At 71.3% G+C, this 13,157-nt stretch carries 16 protein-coding genes; 4 read left to right on the top strand and 12 right to left on the bottom strand.

What is annotated here, in order from left to right; translation table 11 throughout:
- Window positions 1–2: 2 nt before the first annotated feature.
- Window positions 3–749, bottom strand: coding sequence for a hypothetical protein (locus ABZ478_RS29100; protein WP_359553798.1), 747 nt, complete (start codon window positions 747–749; stop codon window positions 3–5).
- Between the two features lie 120 nt (window positions 750–869).
- Window positions 870–1,238: an arsenate reductase family protein gene (locus tag ABZ478_RS29095; protein ID WP_359553797.1), complete on the bottom strand. Its 369-nt coding sequence runs from the start codon at window positions 1,236–1,238 to the stop codon at window positions 870–872.
- A 259-nt stretch (window positions 1,239–1,497) separates the two neighbouring features.
- On the opposite strand from ABZ478_RS29095, the gene ABZ478_RS29090 reads away from it, so the two are divergent.
- Window positions 1,498–1,812 (top strand): hypothetical protein, encoded by a 315-nt coding sequence (locus ABZ478_RS29090; RefSeq protein WP_359553796.1) that lies wholly within the window; start codon window positions 1,498–1,500, stop codon window positions 1,810–1,812.
- Window positions 1,813–1,857: 45 nt separating this feature from the next.
- Here ABZ478_RS29090 and ABZ478_RS29085 read toward each other — a convergent pair whose 3' ends face one another.
- Together ABZ478_RS29085 and ABZ478_RS29080 are read right to left on the bottom strand one after the other, a co-directional pair.
- The gene (locus ABZ478_RS29085; RefSeq protein ID WP_359553883.1) at window positions 1,858–3,039 is read right to left on the bottom strand and encodes a winged helix DNA-binding domain-containing protein; all 1,182 of its coding nucleotides are present in this window, start codon (window positions 3,037–3,039) and stop codon (window positions 1,858–1,860) included.
- An 80-nt stretch (window positions 3,040–3,119) separates the two neighbouring features.
- The gene (locus tag ABZ478_RS29080; protein WP_359553795.1) at window positions 3,120–4,778 is read right to left on the bottom strand and encodes an alpha/beta fold hydrolase; all 1,659 of its coding nucleotides are present in this window, start codon (window positions 4,776–4,778) and stop codon (window positions 3,120–3,122) included.
- Between the two features lie 131 nt (window positions 4,779–4,909).
- Between ABZ478_RS29080 and ABZ478_RS29075 the strand changes: the two genes are divergently transcribed.
- Entirely contained in the window at window positions 4,910–5,182 is a 273-nt protein-coding gene (locus ABZ478_RS29075) for a hypothetical protein (protein WP_359553793.1), read from the top strand.
- A gap of 19 nt (window positions 5,183–5,201) precedes the next feature.
- Here the strand turns inward: ABZ478_RS29075 and ABZ478_RS29070 are convergent, their stop codons facing one another.
- The 3 genes from ABZ478_RS29070 to ABZ478_RS29060 form a co-directional block, all read right to left on the bottom strand.
- Window positions 5,202–5,786, bottom strand: coding sequence for a hypothetical protein (locus ABZ478_RS29070; RefSeq protein WP_359553792.1), 585 nt, complete (start codon window positions 5,784–5,786; stop codon window positions 5,202–5,204).
- A 2-nt stretch (window positions 5,787–5,788) separates the two neighbouring features.
- Entirely contained in the window at window positions 5,789–6,709 is a 921-nt protein-coding gene (gene htpX, locus ABZ478_RS29065) for a zinc metalloprotease HtpX (RefSeq protein ID WP_359553791.1), read from the bottom strand.
- Between the two features lie 99 nt (window positions 6,710–6,808).
- Window positions 6,809–7,066 (bottom strand): hypothetical protein, encoded by a 258-nt coding sequence (locus tag ABZ478_RS29060; protein WP_359553790.1) that lies wholly within the window; start codon window positions 7,064–7,066, stop codon window positions 6,809–6,811.
- A 271-nt stretch (window positions 7,067–7,337) separates the two neighbouring features.
- On the opposite strand from ABZ478_RS29060, the gene ABZ478_RS29055 reads away from it, so the two are divergent.
- Entirely contained in the window at window positions 7,338–7,583 is a 246-nt protein-coding gene (locus ABZ478_RS29055) for a hypothetical protein (protein WP_359553788.1), read from the top strand.
- Window positions 7,584–7,675: 92 nt separating this feature from the next.
- Here the strand turns inward: ABZ478_RS29055 and glnA are convergent, their stop codons facing one another.
- Window positions 7,676–9,085 carry a type I glutamate--ammonia ligase gene (gene glnA / locus ABZ478_RS29050; RefSeq protein ID WP_199210275.1) on the bottom strand — a complete coding sequence of 470 codons (1,410 nt, stop codon included), beginning with the start codon at window positions 9,083–9,085 and terminating at the stop codon, window positions 7,676–7,678.
- 209 nt (window positions 9,086–9,294) lie between these two features.
- On the opposite strand from glnA, the gene ABZ478_RS29045 reads away from it, so the two are divergent.
- The gene (locus ABZ478_RS29045; protein WP_351670665.1) at window positions 9,295–9,762 is read left to right on the top strand and encodes an RDD family protein; all 468 of its coding nucleotides are present in this window, start codon (window positions 9,295–9,297) and stop codon (window positions 9,760–9,762) included.
- 162 nt (window positions 9,763–9,924) lie between these two features.
- Here ABZ478_RS29045 and ABZ478_RS29040 read toward each other — a convergent pair whose 3' ends face one another.
- The 4 genes from ABZ478_RS29040 to lipB all read right to left on the bottom strand — a co-directional run bounded on the left by ABZ478_RS29040 (window position 9,925) and on the right by lipB (window position 12,984).
- Window positions 9,925–10,626: a DUF4191 domain-containing protein gene (locus tag ABZ478_RS29040; RefSeq protein ID WP_359553787.1), complete on the bottom strand. Its 702-nt coding sequence runs from the start codon at window positions 10,624–10,626 to the stop codon at window positions 9,925–9,927.
- A gap of 61 nt (window positions 10,627–10,687) precedes the next feature.
- Window positions 10,688–10,885 (bottom strand): hypothetical protein, encoded by a 198-nt coding sequence (locus ABZ478_RS29035; RefSeq protein WP_358939120.1) that lies wholly within the window; start codon window positions 10,883–10,885, stop codon window positions 10,688–10,690.
- Window positions 10,886–11,113: 228 nt separating this feature from the next.
- The gene (gene lipA, locus ABZ478_RS29030) at window positions 11,114–12,079 is read right to left on the bottom strand and encodes a lipoyl synthase (RefSeq protein WP_358939118.1); all 966 of its coding nucleotides are present in this window, start codon (window positions 12,077–12,079) and stop codon (window positions 11,114–11,116) included.
- 107 nt (window positions 12,080–12,186) lie between these two features.
- A complete protein-coding gene (gene lipB, locus ABZ478_RS29025; RefSeq protein WP_359553783.1) occupies window positions 12,187–12,984 on the bottom strand; it encodes a lipoyl(octanoyl) transferase LipB in 798 nt (265 codons plus the stop codon).
- Window positions 12,985–13,157: the final 173 nt, after the last annotated feature.

Here is a 13,157-nt window from a genome sequence, read left to right as displayed (position 1 = left end):
CCTCACCCCACCTTCTCGATGAGCGCGCGGCGGATGAGGAACTTGCCCGGCTCCCGGACCTGTTCGAAGGCGGCGTTGTTCAGCAGCGCGCAACTGCCGGAGACCGAGGTGACCTTCACCGTCGTGGACTTGTTGTTGTCCAGGTTGGTGACCTTCAGGGTCGTGCCGGCCGGGAACTGGTTGCTGGACGCGGCCGGGGCGCCGCCCTCACCGGAGAGCGTGACCGTCGAGCCCTTGCACACCTGCTGGCCCGAGGCCGCGGCACCGCCGGCGTCGTTCCCGCCGGCCGCCGGGTCCGAGGGCTGCGCGGACTGCTGCGCCCCACCGGCCTGCGCCCCGCCCGCCTGGGCGTCGGCACCCTGCTGCGCGCCGGCCCCCTGCTGCTCGTTGCCCTGCTGGCCGCCCTGCGCCGCCTGGGAGCCCTGAGCCGACTCCCCAACGGTGCATCCGGCGGCCTTCTGCTGGACCTCGATCTGCTTGATGACCGCCTCGCGGTTGGCGATCCGGGCCGCCGACTGCGCGTCCGGTTTCGCCTTCTGGTCCGCGATGAACTTGTCGTTGTTGCCGTGGGCCGTGGCCAGCCCCTGGCACACCGTCGAGTCCCCGGCGGACAGCGTCCGGGCGTTCTGCGGGCTCTGTGCGGCGTTCGAGGTGGACGCCAGCGCGAAGGCTCCGCCGCCCGCCACCGCCGCGGCACTGACGAGCAGCGCGAGCTTCTTCTTCGTGCTGAGAGTTCTCCTGCGAGACATGCGCGCCTCCTGAAGAGGTAGGGGAGCGTACGCCGCTATGTACGAGATCCCGAACAGGGTTACTCAGTGGTCACCGGGGTTCTTCCAAGTAACCTGCGTCACAACTCGGTTGGGCACCGCTCAGCTCTTGCTCCGGGACACCGCCTCCTGCACGGCCTCCTCGGTGCGGCCCACCACGGCGGTCCCGTCGTCCGCCGTGATGATCGGCCGCTGGATCAGCTTCGGGTGCTCGGCGAGGGCCGTGATCCACCGGTCCCGCGCGCTCTCGTCCCGTGCCCACTCCTTGAGCCCGAGCTCCTTGGCGGCGTCCTCCTGGGTGCGGGTGATGTCCCACGGCTCGAGTGCGAGCCGGCCGAGCACGGCCCTGATCTCGTCCTCGCTCGGCACGTCCTCCAGGTAGCGGCGGACGGTGTAGTCGGCCCCCTCGGCGTCGAGCAGGCTGATGGCGCTGCGGCACTTGGAACAGGCCGGGTTGATCCAGATCTCCATGCGGCACACCGTACGCGAGAACCGGGCCGGCGCACGCCGCGCGGCGGTCGCGGAGCGATGAGCCTGTTCGATTTCCCGCCGCCCCATCCGCACCTCCCGAACCTGCCGTGACACGGCGCCAACTTCCTGTCCCATCTGCGCATTTGAGCCACTCGGCGACTCCCTGAATGTCAGTGCCCGGCAGTAGAATGGGAGCAGTGTTCGAGGGAATCGCCGGAGACCTTCCGGCGGGTGCCCTGACCGCGACAGGAGGATGCCCGTGCCCGCTGCCGCCCTGAAGTCCAAGCCGTTGCCGACTCAGTCCACCGCCAAGCGCGCCGTCCGGCTCGACTCGCCCTACGCGCCGGTGGAGAAGCGTCCGCTGCCCGCCGGGCGGCCCCGCGAGTGGTACGTCACCCACAACCGGCGCCTGAAGGCCATGCGCCTCGCCATAGCCCTGCTCGACACCGGCGTCCACCTGCCGAACCAGGCCCACGACGAGGCGATCCGCGGCACCGCCGAGCGGATCGGCGTGCGCCCGCCGTCCGCCACGACGTGCCACATGGTGCGGGCGCTGATGCGTTACACCCGGTGAGAACCGGTGCCGGGTGCCCCGGGCCGGCGTGGGGCACCCGGACCGTCAGGCCGACAACTCCCGCTCCAGCGGGGTGCGGAACCGCGGGGTGACCCTCGTCGTGCCCAGCCACCCCCGCAGCCGCTCCGCCTCCACCGCCACCACCGGCTCCGCCTCCCGGCGCACGCCGGCGTCCGGGATCCGCCAGACGATCCCGCCGTCCGCGCGCTGGGCCCAGCCGCCCACCACCCGGCCGTTCCACCACACGGTCGGGCCCACGTTGCCACTGCGGTCGAAGAGCTCCGGGCGCAGCCCGTCGGGCAGGTACCAGTCGCGCCGCTGCCAGGCCATGGCCGTCGGGTCCAGCGCCGGCAGCAGGGCCGCCCACGGCCGGCCGGGAGCCGCCACCGGCTCCACGTCACCGGCCGCCACGAAACCCGTGCCCTCCTCAAGGGCGACCTCGTGCGCGCCGATCGCGGCCAGGGCGCGGCGCACCTCCGTCACCCGCCAGCCGGTCCACCACTTCAGGTCCGCCTCCGTGGCGGGCCCGCAGACCCGCAGCCAGCGCTCCAGCAGACCGGCCTGCGCCCGCGCCGGATCCAGCTCCGGGTGCGGCGGTGCCGGCGCCCAGCGGAACTGGCTGGACGTCCAGGAGCCGAGCGGGCGGCCCCGGACCACCTTGCCCTCCACGCCGAGCACCCGCAGCAGCCGAGAGGAGACCGTGTGGACCCCCTCGTAGCTCTTGCCCGCCGCGTACACGAACTGCTCGCGCAGCCGCGGCTCGTGCGCCGTCAGCTCCGCCGCCGTCGCCTGGCCGCGCCGGGCCAGCGCCGCCAGCGCGGACGCCTCGACCTCCGCCAGCCAGGCCGCGTCCGGGGCGCCCGCCCTGGCCATGTCCTTGACCAGCGAGGCGCGTTCCCGCGCCGCCACCGTGAGGCCCGTGGACGCGTGCACGACGGCGGTCAGCTCCGTGGGGAACACGAACACCGTGTGCCGCATGCCGTGCATACGGACGAGCGTCCGGTCCCCGTACAGCGCCCGCTCCGTCTCCGGCACCGCCTTCGCCGCGTCGGCGAGCCGCGCCGCCACCGCCAGATACACCGTCGCCGGGTCCGTGCCGTGCAGGGCCACCAGGGCGGCGGCCACCTCCTCGGGGGTCGCCGCCCGCGCCGTGTCCGCGAGACGGTGGCGCAGCGCCAGCCGCGCCCGCCGCTCCGCCGTACCGATGTGCCGCCGTCCGTCGCCCATGCCGACCTCCCCGTCGCTCACCGTGCCACTCCCAGCATGCTCGCCGGTACCACCGACAACCGGTGTCCGGCGCCCGAGGTTCAGCCGTACCGCTCCATCAGCCCGCCCACGTAGGCCGCCAGCCGCTCGCCCAGCACCCCGGGCGTCAGATCCGTGCGGCCCAGTTCACGCCAGGGCCCGGCCAGCTTCGCTGCGTCGGGGGAGTAGGCCAGCGCGTCGAGCAGCCGCCAGTACAGGTGGTCCGGCCCGTCCGCCAGACCGTCACCGCCGTGCCGCTCGTACCGGTCCCGGAAGGCCAGCCCGTGCTCCGGGCCGTGCAGCAGGGCCAGCGCCGTGGAGCAGTGGGCGACGTCCAGGTCGGCCGGGCCCCAGGAGGTCTCCACCCAGTCGACGACCCCGCTCACCCGGAGCCCGTCCCCGGCCCCCGTGAACAGCACGTTGCCGGGGTGGTAGTCCCGGTGCAGGAACCGGCCGCGGTACGGCGGCGGGTCGCGCCGGATGACGTCCACCGCCCGCTCCCACAACGCGCCCTCCGGCGCACGCACTCTCCCGGGCGAGGTCCACGCCTGGTACGGACGCGGGCGCTCCGCCGGCTCGACCGCGTGGATACGGACCAGCTGGGCGGCGAGCAGGTCCAGCCGCCGGTCCAGGAACTCCCCGTCCTCGTCGTCCACCCGGACCAGACCCGGCATCCGGGTCATCAGCAGGCTGGGGTGGTCGCAGTGCTCCGCGGTGGCGTCGACGGCGACCAGGGCCGGTGCCGGAACGCCCTCCTGCCCGGCGAGCAGACCGAGCACCGCCGCCTCCCGGGACAGCAGCCCCGGGGCGTGCCGCCGGAAGAACGGCCGCACGAACGTGCGCAGCACCAGCTCCTCCCCGTCGTCCAGCGTGAGCCCCCGCATCTGCGCGGACCAGCCCCCGGAGAGCGGACGGGAGTCCACGACCTCACGGCCCCGCGGCAGCCGCTCGGCCAGCCAGCCGCGCGTCGACGCCCAGGCACCGTCCTCGAGCCCGTCCAGCAGCGCGGCCGCCAGGTCCCGCCGGTCCTCGGCGTGGTCCTGGAGCCACAGGCCCAACCGGTGCCCGGCGTCCGGGAGTTCGAGCCGGGTGTACTGGGCGCGTGCCGACAGCGCGTCCTGCACGGCCTCCGTCACCTCCGGCGGGATCACGTCGTCGGTGCCCGGCACCGCCAGCACCGCCCGCCCCTCGAACGCGCGCAGCACCTCCAGCGCCGGGGAGGTCCGCCAGCTCCCGGACGTGCGGATGATCGTGCTGAACCGCCGGCTGCCGTCGTCGAAGGGCTCGTCCCAGGCCTCCGGCGCGTACACGGCGGGCGCGCACAGACCCACCGCCACCACCCGGCGCCCGTAGTGCCGGACCAGATCCGCGACCGTCTGCCCGCTCATGCTGAACCCGACCAGCACCAGCGGATCGCCCGCCGGGGCGTGCGCGTCGATCACCGCGACCGCCTGCGCGAACCGCCGTCGCAGGCTCGACTCCGCGAGCGCGCCGCTGCTCTCGCCGTGCCCGGAGAAGTCGAAGGCCAGGGCGTGCGCGCCACGGGCGGCGAACTCGGCGGCCAGCGGCAGCAGCCGTTCCTTGCTGCCGGTTCCCGCGCCGTGCAGGAGCACGGCCGTCGCCCGTCCGGGCGGACCGGCGCTCACCCCGCTGATCCGCTCGCCGTCGTACGCGTACACGAAGTCCTTGTACTCGCCTGTGGGCGCGGGGAGTTCGCTCATGAGCGCCATTCACTCACACGGGCCGGACCGCGCGGAAAACGAGGTGCGTACCGGGATGCGGCCTCTCTACGCTGAACAAACGGCGCGAAGCCGACACCCCGTCCCCACTCACCTCATGGAGGAGGTCCGTCATGCGTGGCGTCGTCAGCACCGGGACCGTCGTCCTGGTGATCCTCGGATTCGGAAACCACACCTGGTGGCTCGGCGCCGCCGTGCTGCTGTACCTGTACGCGAAGTACGGCCGGGGCTCGCCCGCCGCACCCCCGCCGGGCGGCGCGGGCCCGGTGCCCGACTCCTACCGGGCGTACCGCGAGCGCCGTGACCGCCAGGCCAAGTGGGAGCGCCGCTACCGCCGCGAGCGCCCCTTCGAGACCCGGCGCCAGGCGCGCGCGAAGAGCAGGTGAGCCGAGGCGCCCCCGGTCGTCACAGACCGGGGGCGCCCCACACCGGGAACCACCGGCCGAGGTCCGGCTCGATCCGCAGATCACTTCCGAGCGCCGCCTTCACCCGCAGCTCCAGCGCGCTGTCCCGGCGTTCGGAGCCGCCGGGCAGCGGGGCGAACGGGAAGAAGGTCCCCCGTTTGTACAGATAGACGAGGGCCAGCCGGCGGCCGGTGTCGTTCGTGAAGGTGGCCAGTGAGCACAGGAGCTGGGGGCCGAAGCCGTTGGCCTCCAGGGAGGTGTTCACCGCGTGCAGGTCGTTGACCAGCTCGGGGAGCTGCTCGGGGGGCCGGCGGGAGATCAGCCAGGAGTAGCCGTAGCCGTCCTGGGTGAGCTCCACCGGACTCCCCGCCCGGTCGGCGTCCGCGTCGAGCAGTGCCTGGATCTCGCGGTGGGTCTGCTCGAAGGCGGCGCCCTCGACCGTGGCGAAGCACACCGCGCCGACGCCGGCCGGGGTGAACCCGGCCGCCGCCTCGAGCGTGATCGCCGCCGAGGGCAGCGCGAACAGCCGGTCCAGATCGGGCGCGACCGGCTTCGTACGGCCGAGCAGGATGTCCAGCAGCCCCATGCTCAGCCCGCCTTCCCCGGCGTGGCCGCCTCGCCCAGCTCCGCGGAGATCCGCCCGAGCTGGTCGAGCCGCTGCTGCAGGGTCGGGTGGGTGGAGAAGAACCGCTCGATGCCGGGCTCCTTGCCGGTCGCCGGGGTGAAGTAGAAGGCGTTGAAGGCCTGGGCCGTACGCAGGTCCTCGGTCGGGATCCGGGCGATGTCCCCGGAGACCTTGGTGAGCGCCGACGCCAGCGCCGACGGCCGGCCGGTCAGGTGCGCGGCGGCCCGGTCGGCCGCCAGTTCCCGGTACCGGGACAGCGCCCGGATCAGCAGGAAGCTGATCGCGTACACGGCCGCGGAGACGGCCATCACGGCGGCGAAGACGGCGGCCGTGTTCTGGTCCCTGCGGCCGCCGCCGAGGACCTGCGAGTAGAAGGCGAACCGCACGATCAGTCCCGCGATCACCCCGAGGAACGACGCGATGGTGATCACGGCGACGTCCTTGTGCGCCACGTGCGACAGCTCGTGCGCGAGCACGCCCTCCAGCTCGGCGGGCTCCAGCCGGCGCAGCAGCCCGGTGGTCACGCAGACCACGGCGTGATCGGGACTGCGCCCGGTCGCGAACGCGTTCGGCATGCCCATCTCGGAGACGGCGATCACCGGCTTCGGCATGTCCGCGATCGCGCACAGCCGGTCGACCACGGCGTGCAGTTCGGGGTACTCCTCCCGCTCCACGACCCGCCCGCGCATGGCGAACATCGCGATCCGGTCGGAGAACCAGAACTGCGCGACGAACATCGCCCCGACCACCGCGACGACCAGCAGCCAGGACTTGAGCAACACGATCAACGCGGCGACGAAGGCCACGTACAGCAGTCCGAGCAGGAACAGCGTGACCGTCATCCGTACGGTCAGCCGCCGATCGCTCCGGAAGCGGCTCTGCATCTTGCACCACCCCACGGTCAGGCACTCGTCCCGCTGTCCAGTGTGCACCTGGATACCCCCGCGGGGGGCCCTGGACGGCCGTTCACGCGCAGTGGCGGGCTAGTACGGCGAGTGCATCTGCGCGTAGCCGAGCAGGACTATCACCGCGACGACGCAGCCGAGGACCACGACCGTCGATATCCACGAGGACCGGCGCGGCGCCGAGCGCTCCGGGTCGGCACGGAAGGGCGCCGGGTCCGGAGGGTTCTCCTTCCAGCGGGCGGCGAGCATACGGGCGCGGGCCGAAGGCTCCTTGTGCTCAGCCGAGTTCGCCCACCTGTGATCGAACTCTTTCTCCCAGTCGTCCTGTTCGGACATCCCCGTTGCACCTCTCTCGTCGGACAGAGCCAGGGTGATGATCTCCCGGGAATAGGAGTCATGAGAAGCGGTAAAGGTTGCCCAGGATGCTGGGTGACCGGCGGACGGCTAGCATCGAGATGAGAAGCCGCACTGCGGGCTGCGTCATGGTGACGCCCTGCTACGACATTCGTGCGGCCCCCCTACGACCGCGCCGGACTCTCGCTCCGAGACCGCGGCCATCCGACTCGTGCCCGGAAAGCCGCACGAGGGGTGGAAGGAAGGTGGATCCATGAAAGCACATCGCGCGAGGCGTCTCGCCGCAGTGTCCGCCGTCGGCGTCCTGATGGCCGGCGGAGCCGTCGTCAGCTCGGCGGCCGCGGCATCGGCGGCCACCCCGAACCACGTCACGCAGGTCAGCACCAACCGGGGCTGCGGCTGGTGGGGCAACTGCTTCGACCGCTTCGACCGGGGCGACTTCTTCCGCAACAACTTCAACAACGGCGGAGTACCGGTCGTCATCGTCGTGGTGAGCTGACGGACGCACGGCGGAGGGCCGCCACCCGGACGTGTCCGGGTGGCGGCCCTCCGCACGGAACCCCTCAGGACCGCTGATCCCGGGGGCGCCTGTCACACGTCGAAGTACAGCTCGAACTCGTGCGGGTGCGGACGCAGCTGCAGCGGCGCGATCTCGTTCGTGCGCTTGTAGTCGATCCACGTCTCGATCAGGTCCGGCGTGAAGACGTCGCCCTGGAGGAGGAACTCGTGGTCGGCCTCGAGGCGGTCGAGCACGGCACCGAGCGAGGTCGGGACCTGGGCCACGTTGGCGTGCTCCTCGGGAGCCAGCTCGTAGAGGTCCTTGTCGATCGGCTCGGCCGGCTCGATCTTGTTCTTGATGCCGTCCAGGCCCGCGAGGAGCAGCGCGGAGAACGCCAGGTACGGGTTGCCCGAGGAGTCCGGGGCGCGGAACTCGACGCGCTTGGCCTTCGGGTTGGAGCCGGTGATCGGGATGCGCATCGCGGCGGAGCGGTTGCGCTGCGAGTACACCAGGTTGATCGGCGCCTCGAAGCCCGGCACCAGGCGGTGGTAGGAGTTCACCGTCGGGTTGGTGAAGGCCAGCAGCGACGGGGCGTGCTTGAGGATGCCGCCGATGTAGTAGCGGGCGGTGTCCGACAGGCCCGCGTAACCCGCCTCGTCGTAGAACAGCGGGTCGCCGTTGCTCCACAGCGACTGGTGCACGTGCATGCCCGAGCCGTTGTCGCCGAAGATCGGCTTCGGCATGAAGGTCGCGGTCTTGCCGTTCTTCCAGGCCACGTTCTTCACGATGTACTTGAAGAGCATGAGGTCGTCGGCGGCGGCGAGCAGCGTGTTGAACTTGTAGTTGATCTCGGCCTGGCCGGCGGTGCCCACCTCGTGGTGCTGGCGCTCGACCTTCAGGCCGGACCGCTCCAGCTCCAGGGAGATCTCGGCGCGCAGGTCGGCGAAGTGGTCGACCGGCGGGACCGGGAAGTAGCCGCCCTTGTAGCGGACCTTGTAACCACGGTTGTTCTCCAGGGCGCCGGTGTTCCAGGCGCCGGCCTCGGAGTCGATGTGGTAGAAGGACTCGTTCGCGCCCGTCGCGAAGCGGACGGAGTCGAAGACGTAGAACTCGGCCTCGGGACCGAAGTACGCGGTGTCCGCGATACCGGTCGAGGCGAGGTAGGCCTCCGCCTTCTTCGCCACGTTGCGCGGGTCACGGGAGTACTGCTCGCCCGTGATCGGGTCGTGGATGAAGAAGTTGATGTTGAGCGTCTTGTCCCGGCGGAACGGGTCCACGCGCGCCGTGGACAGGTCGGGACGCAGGGACATGTCCGACTCGTGGATGGCCTGGAAGCCGCGGATCGACGACCCGTCGAAGGCCTGCTCGTCGTCGGGGTCGAACGCCTCGGCGGGCAACGTGAAGTGCTGCATGACGCCCGGCAGGTCGCAGAAACGGACGTCGACGAACTTGACGTCCTCGTCCGCGATGAACTTCTTGGCCTCGTCGGCGTTCTGGAACATCCAGCTCCTCCTACTCCCGACCATCCCGCCGGGGTGGTAGATCGTTCGTGCGGCCCGTGCGGTGGCACACGCTGCCCTCGACCCTAGGGACGGGTGATTTCTCGGGCGTGACCCATTTGTTTCGCAGAAGTTAACCGGCCACGCCTCCACCCTAGCCCCGACACACCCCTGTGCGCCCTGCCCGAATCCGGGCGCAGTACCGTGGTCGGGTGGACAACAGGCAAGCAATGGGATCGTGGCTCTCCGGGCCGCGTGCGGCGCTGGAAGACGCCGGCGCCGACTTCGGATACCGGGGCGAGCAGCTCGGTCTGCCGGAGGAGGGGCCGAACTCGATCGCCCGGCCCGGCAGGCGCCTGGGCGCGCTGGCCGTGGACTGGGGTCTGTGCGTCTTGATCGCATACGGTCTCATCACGCACGGCAACAGCCCCGCCACCAGCAACTGGGCCCTGCTCGTCTTCTTCGCGATGAGCGTCCTGACCGTCGGCACGATCGGCTTCACGCCCGGCAAGCGCCTCTTCGGCATCCGGGTCGTGGCCCTGGAGACCGGCACCGTGAACCCGGGGCGCGCGCTGCTGCGCTCGGTTCTGCTCTGTCTCGCGATCCCCGCGCTGATCTGGGACCGGGACGGCCGCGGCCTGCACGACCGGCTCGCGAAGACCGTCGAGGTCCGCCGGTAGCTCCCGCGCCCGCCCGGCGGCACGGTCACGGGGCGCGGCACACCGCCACGGGGCGGCGGGGCCCGCCCACGACGAAGACGGCGCCCGAGGCGCCGAGCACGCCACACGACGAAGGGGGCGCCCGGACCAGGTCCGGGCGCCCCCTCTCTCGTACGAGGAGTCCTAGCGGGTCTTCGGCCCGCCCTTCGGCATCCGCATGCCCTTCGGCATCGGGCCCTTGGGCAGCGGCATGTTGCTCATCAGGTCGCCGAGGGCGCGCAGCCGGTCGTTGGTGGCGGTGACCTGCGGGCCGGTCAGCACGCGCGGGTACTTCAGCATGGTCGTGCGCAGCTTCTTGAGCTCGACCTGACCCTCGCCGGTGCCGACGATCAGGTCGTGCACCGGGATGTCCGCGACGATGCGGTTCATCTTCTTCTTCTCGGCGGCCAGCAGGCTCTTCACCCGGTTCGGGTTGCCCTCCGCGACCAGCACGATGCCCGCCTTGCCGACCGCCCGGTGCACCACGTCCTGGCTGCGGTTCATCGCCACCGCCGGAGTCGTCGTCCAGCCCCGGCCGATGTTGTCCAGCACGGCCGCTGCGGCGCCCGGCTGGCCCTCCATCTGCCCGAAGGCGGCCCGCTCGGCCCGGCGGCCGAACACGATCGCCGTGGCCAGGAACCCGAGCAGCAGGCCCAGGATCGCCAGGTAGTACGGGTGGCCGATCAAGAAACCGATCGCGAGGAAGACACCGAAGGTGCCGATACCGACAGCCGCGAGTACAAGACCGAGCTTTTTGTCGGCCTTGCGGGTCATCTTGTACGTGAGGGCGATCTGCTTCAGTCGCCCTGCGTTCGCGGCGTCCGCCGCGTTTTCCTTCCTCGCCATGCCACGAAGTCTACGTGGCCCCGGGAGCGCCCACGACGGCAGTGCCCGTGGGGGACGAGGTTCAGGGGCGGCCGGCGGCCTGCTCGAGCACGCGCTGCGCCTCGACCCGGTCCTTGGCGCGGCGGCGGTCCTCCAGGACGGAGTTCCAGGCGTTGCGGCGGGCGGTGCGCTGCCCACTGCTCATGAGCAGGGACTCGACGGCGCGGAGCGCGTCGGTGAAGGACGGAATCGGTGTGGCGCGAACGGGCGCGGCCTGCATGATCGGGGTCCCCTTCGTCACTGGTGGGATACGGGGCGTGATACCAGAGTCACTGAATGGTGTTACCAGGGCATGACCGGCCGGTCAAACGCCCGTGAAGCCTCGATGTGGAACCCCGGAACGCCGACGCGGCCCCGGCGGCGTCCTCATCAGCGAGGACGGCCGGGACCGCGTCGACTCGGCCATTACTGGCCAGTAGTAACTTGTGCGTGAATTCACACGCTCGGCTCACACGGCCTGGGCGGCGATGTAGGAGCCCCGCTTCTCGACGGCCATCTGGTAGAGGCGCCCCGCGCGGTACGACGACCGCACCAGCGGGCCGGACATCACGCCGGAGAAGCCGATCTGCTCGGCCTCCTCCTTCAGCTCCACGAACTCGTGCGGCTTCACCCAGCGCTCCACCGGGTGGTGGCGCACGGAGGGGCGCAGGTACTGGGTGATGGTGACCAGCTCGCAGCCGGCGTCGTGGAGCTGCTTCAGCGCCTCGCCGACCTCCTCGCGGGTCTCACCCATGCCGAGGATCAGGTTGGACTTGGTGACCAGGCCGAAGTCGCGGGCCTCGGTGATGACCTTCAGGGAGCGCTCGTAGCGGAAGCCGGGGCGGATGCGCTTGAAGATCCGCGGCACCGTCTCGACGTTGTGCGCGAACACCTCGGGCCGGGACCCGAAGACCTCGGCGAGCTGTTCCGGGACCGCGTTGAAGTCGGGGGCGAGCAGCTCGACCTTGGTCCGGCCGCCCTCGCGCTCCGCCGTCTGCGCGTGGATCTGGCGCACGGTCTCCGCGTACAGCCAGGCGCCGCCGTCCTCCAGGTCGTCGCGGGCGACGCCGGTGATGGTGGCGTAGTTCAGGTCCATGGTGACCACGGACTCACCCACGCGGCGCGGCTCGTCACGGTCGAGCGCCTCGGGCCTGCCGGTGTCGATCTGGCAGAAGTCGCAGCGCCGCGTGCACTGGTCGCCGCCGATGAGGAAGGTCGCCTCGCGGTCCTCCCAGCACTCGTAGATGTTCGGGCAGCCGGCTTCCTGGCAGACCGTGTGCAGGCCCTCGCTCTTCACGAGGTTCTGCATCTTCGTGTACTCGGGACCCATTTTCGCCCGGGTCTTGATCCACTCGGGCTTGCGCTCGATGGGGGTCTGGCTGTTGCGGACCTCCAGGCGCAGCATCTTGCGTCCGTCGGGTGCGACTGCGGACACGACCGGCTCCCTGTGACTTCGATTCCTCGGCGTACACCAGGGTACGCCCGTATTTACTGAGCCCTACCGCGGAGCCCAACCCCGGGGCCGCAGGGCGCATTCCTGGATCAGGCGGAGGCCTTCTCCACGACGCGCGGCTTGAGGTCCGCGTTCTGCAGCACGTCCCGCAGGTGCCGTTCGACCACCGGCAGGACGTCCTCGACGGTGATGTCCCGGCCCAGTTCGGCGGCGAGCGAGTCCACGCCCGCGTCGCGGATGCCGCACGGGATGATCCGGTCGAACCACTTGTTGTCGGGGTTCACGTTCAGCGCGAACCCGTGCATCGTGACGCCCTTGGCCACGCGGATGCCGATGGCGGCGATCTTGCGGTCCTCGCGGCGCTGGCCGGCGTTGGAGGGAGCGTACTCGGGGCCGTTCAGCCGGGGGTCGAACTCCTCGTCCGTCAGCCTCGGGTCGAAGTCGAGGGAGAGCCCTCCGAGCGCCGGCCGCTGTTCGACCGGGTCGCCGAGCACCCACACCCCGCTGCGGCCCTCGACCCGCGTGGTCTCCAGGCCGAACTCGGCGCAGGTGCGGATCAGGGCCTCCTCGAGACGGCGCACATGGGCGACGACGTCCACCGGGCGGGGCAGCTTCTGGATCGGGTAGCCCACGAGCTGGCCGGGTCCGTGCCAGGTGATCTTGCCGCCGCGGTCCACGTCGACGACCGGGGTCCCGTCCAGCGGGCGCTCGCTGTCCTCGGTGCGGCGGCCCGCCGTGTAGACCGGGGGGTGCTCCAGCAGGATGACGGTGTCCGGGACCTCGTCGGCGAACCGGGCCGCGTGCACCCGGCGCTGCTCGTCCCACGCCTCCCGGTACTCGACGGCGTCCGCGCCGAACCCCATGTGGACGAACCGCAACTCACTCACGGCAAGCGCCTCCCTCAGCGAACCGGTGTCAGGCGCGTGACGCGCCCACGCCACTGTACGACCGTCCGGCGTACGTCAGCCCTGAGGGCAATCCTCACACGATCGGATGAATGAATGGGGAACTGTGCGATCGTCTGCTCACTCTCCGCTACATTCGCGCCGTCCAACGAGGC

The sequence above is a fragment of the Streptomyces sp. NPDC005706 genome (assembly GCF_040631045.1).
In the GTDB taxonomy this organism is placed as follows: domain Bacteria; phylum Actinomycetota; class Actinomycetes; order Streptomycetales; family Streptomycetaceae; genus Streptomyces.
The sequence above is the reverse complement of the archived record's forward strand: the minus strand, read 5'-3'. Positions and strand labels throughout refer to the sequence as shown.

Bases quoted from the DNA above. Each gene is read 5' to 3' on its own strand.
- ABZ478_RS29070 (WP_359553792.1), bottom strand. From the start codon at position 5,786: ATGGGGCTGCTGGACATCCTGCTCGGCCGTACGAAGCCGGTCGCGCCC.
- ABZ478_RS29055 (WP_359553788.1), top strand. From the start codon at position 7,338: ATGAAAGCACATCGCGCGAGGCGTCTCGCCGCAGTGTCCGCCGTCGGC.
- htpX (WP_359553791.1), bottom strand. From the start codon at position 6,709: ATGCAGAGCCGCTTCCGGAGCGATCGGCGGCTGACCGTACGGATGACG.
- ABZ478_RS29060 (WP_359553790.1), bottom strand. From the start codon at position 7,066: ATGTCCGAACAGGACGACTGGGAGAAAGAGTTCGATCACAGGTGGGCG.
- ABZ478_RS29085 (WP_359553883.1), bottom strand. From the start codon at position 3,039: ATGGGCGACGGACGGCGGCACATCGGTACGGCGGAGCGGCGGGCGCGG.
- ABZ478_RS29095 (WP_359553797.1), bottom strand. From the start codon at position 1,238: ATGGAGATCTGGATCAACCCGGCCTGTTCCAAGTGCCGCAGCGCCATC.
- ABZ478_RS29035 (WP_358939120.1), bottom strand. From the start codon at position 10,885: ATGCAGGCCGCGCCCGTTCGCGCCACACCGATTCCGTCCTTCACCGAC.
- ABZ478_RS29080 (WP_359553795.1), bottom strand. From the start codon at position 4,778: ATGAGCGAACTCCCCGCGCCCACAGGCGAGTACAAGGACTTCGTGTAC.
- ABZ478_RS29100 (WP_359553798.1), bottom strand. From the start codon at position 749: ATGTCTCGCAGGAGAACTCTCAGCACGAAGAAGAAGCTCGCGCTGCTC.
- ABZ478_RS29075 (WP_359553793.1), top strand. From the start codon at position 4,910: ATGCGTGGCGTCGTCAGCACCGGGACCGTCGTCCTGGTGATCCTCGGA.
- glnA (WP_199210275.1), bottom strand. From the start codon at position 9,085: ATGTTCCAGAACGCCGACGAGGCCAAGAAGTTCATCGCGGACGAGGAC.
- ABZ478_RS29040 (WP_359553787.1), bottom strand. From the start codon at position 10,626: ATGGCGAGGAAGGAAAACGCGGCGGACGCCGCGAACGCAGGGCGACTG.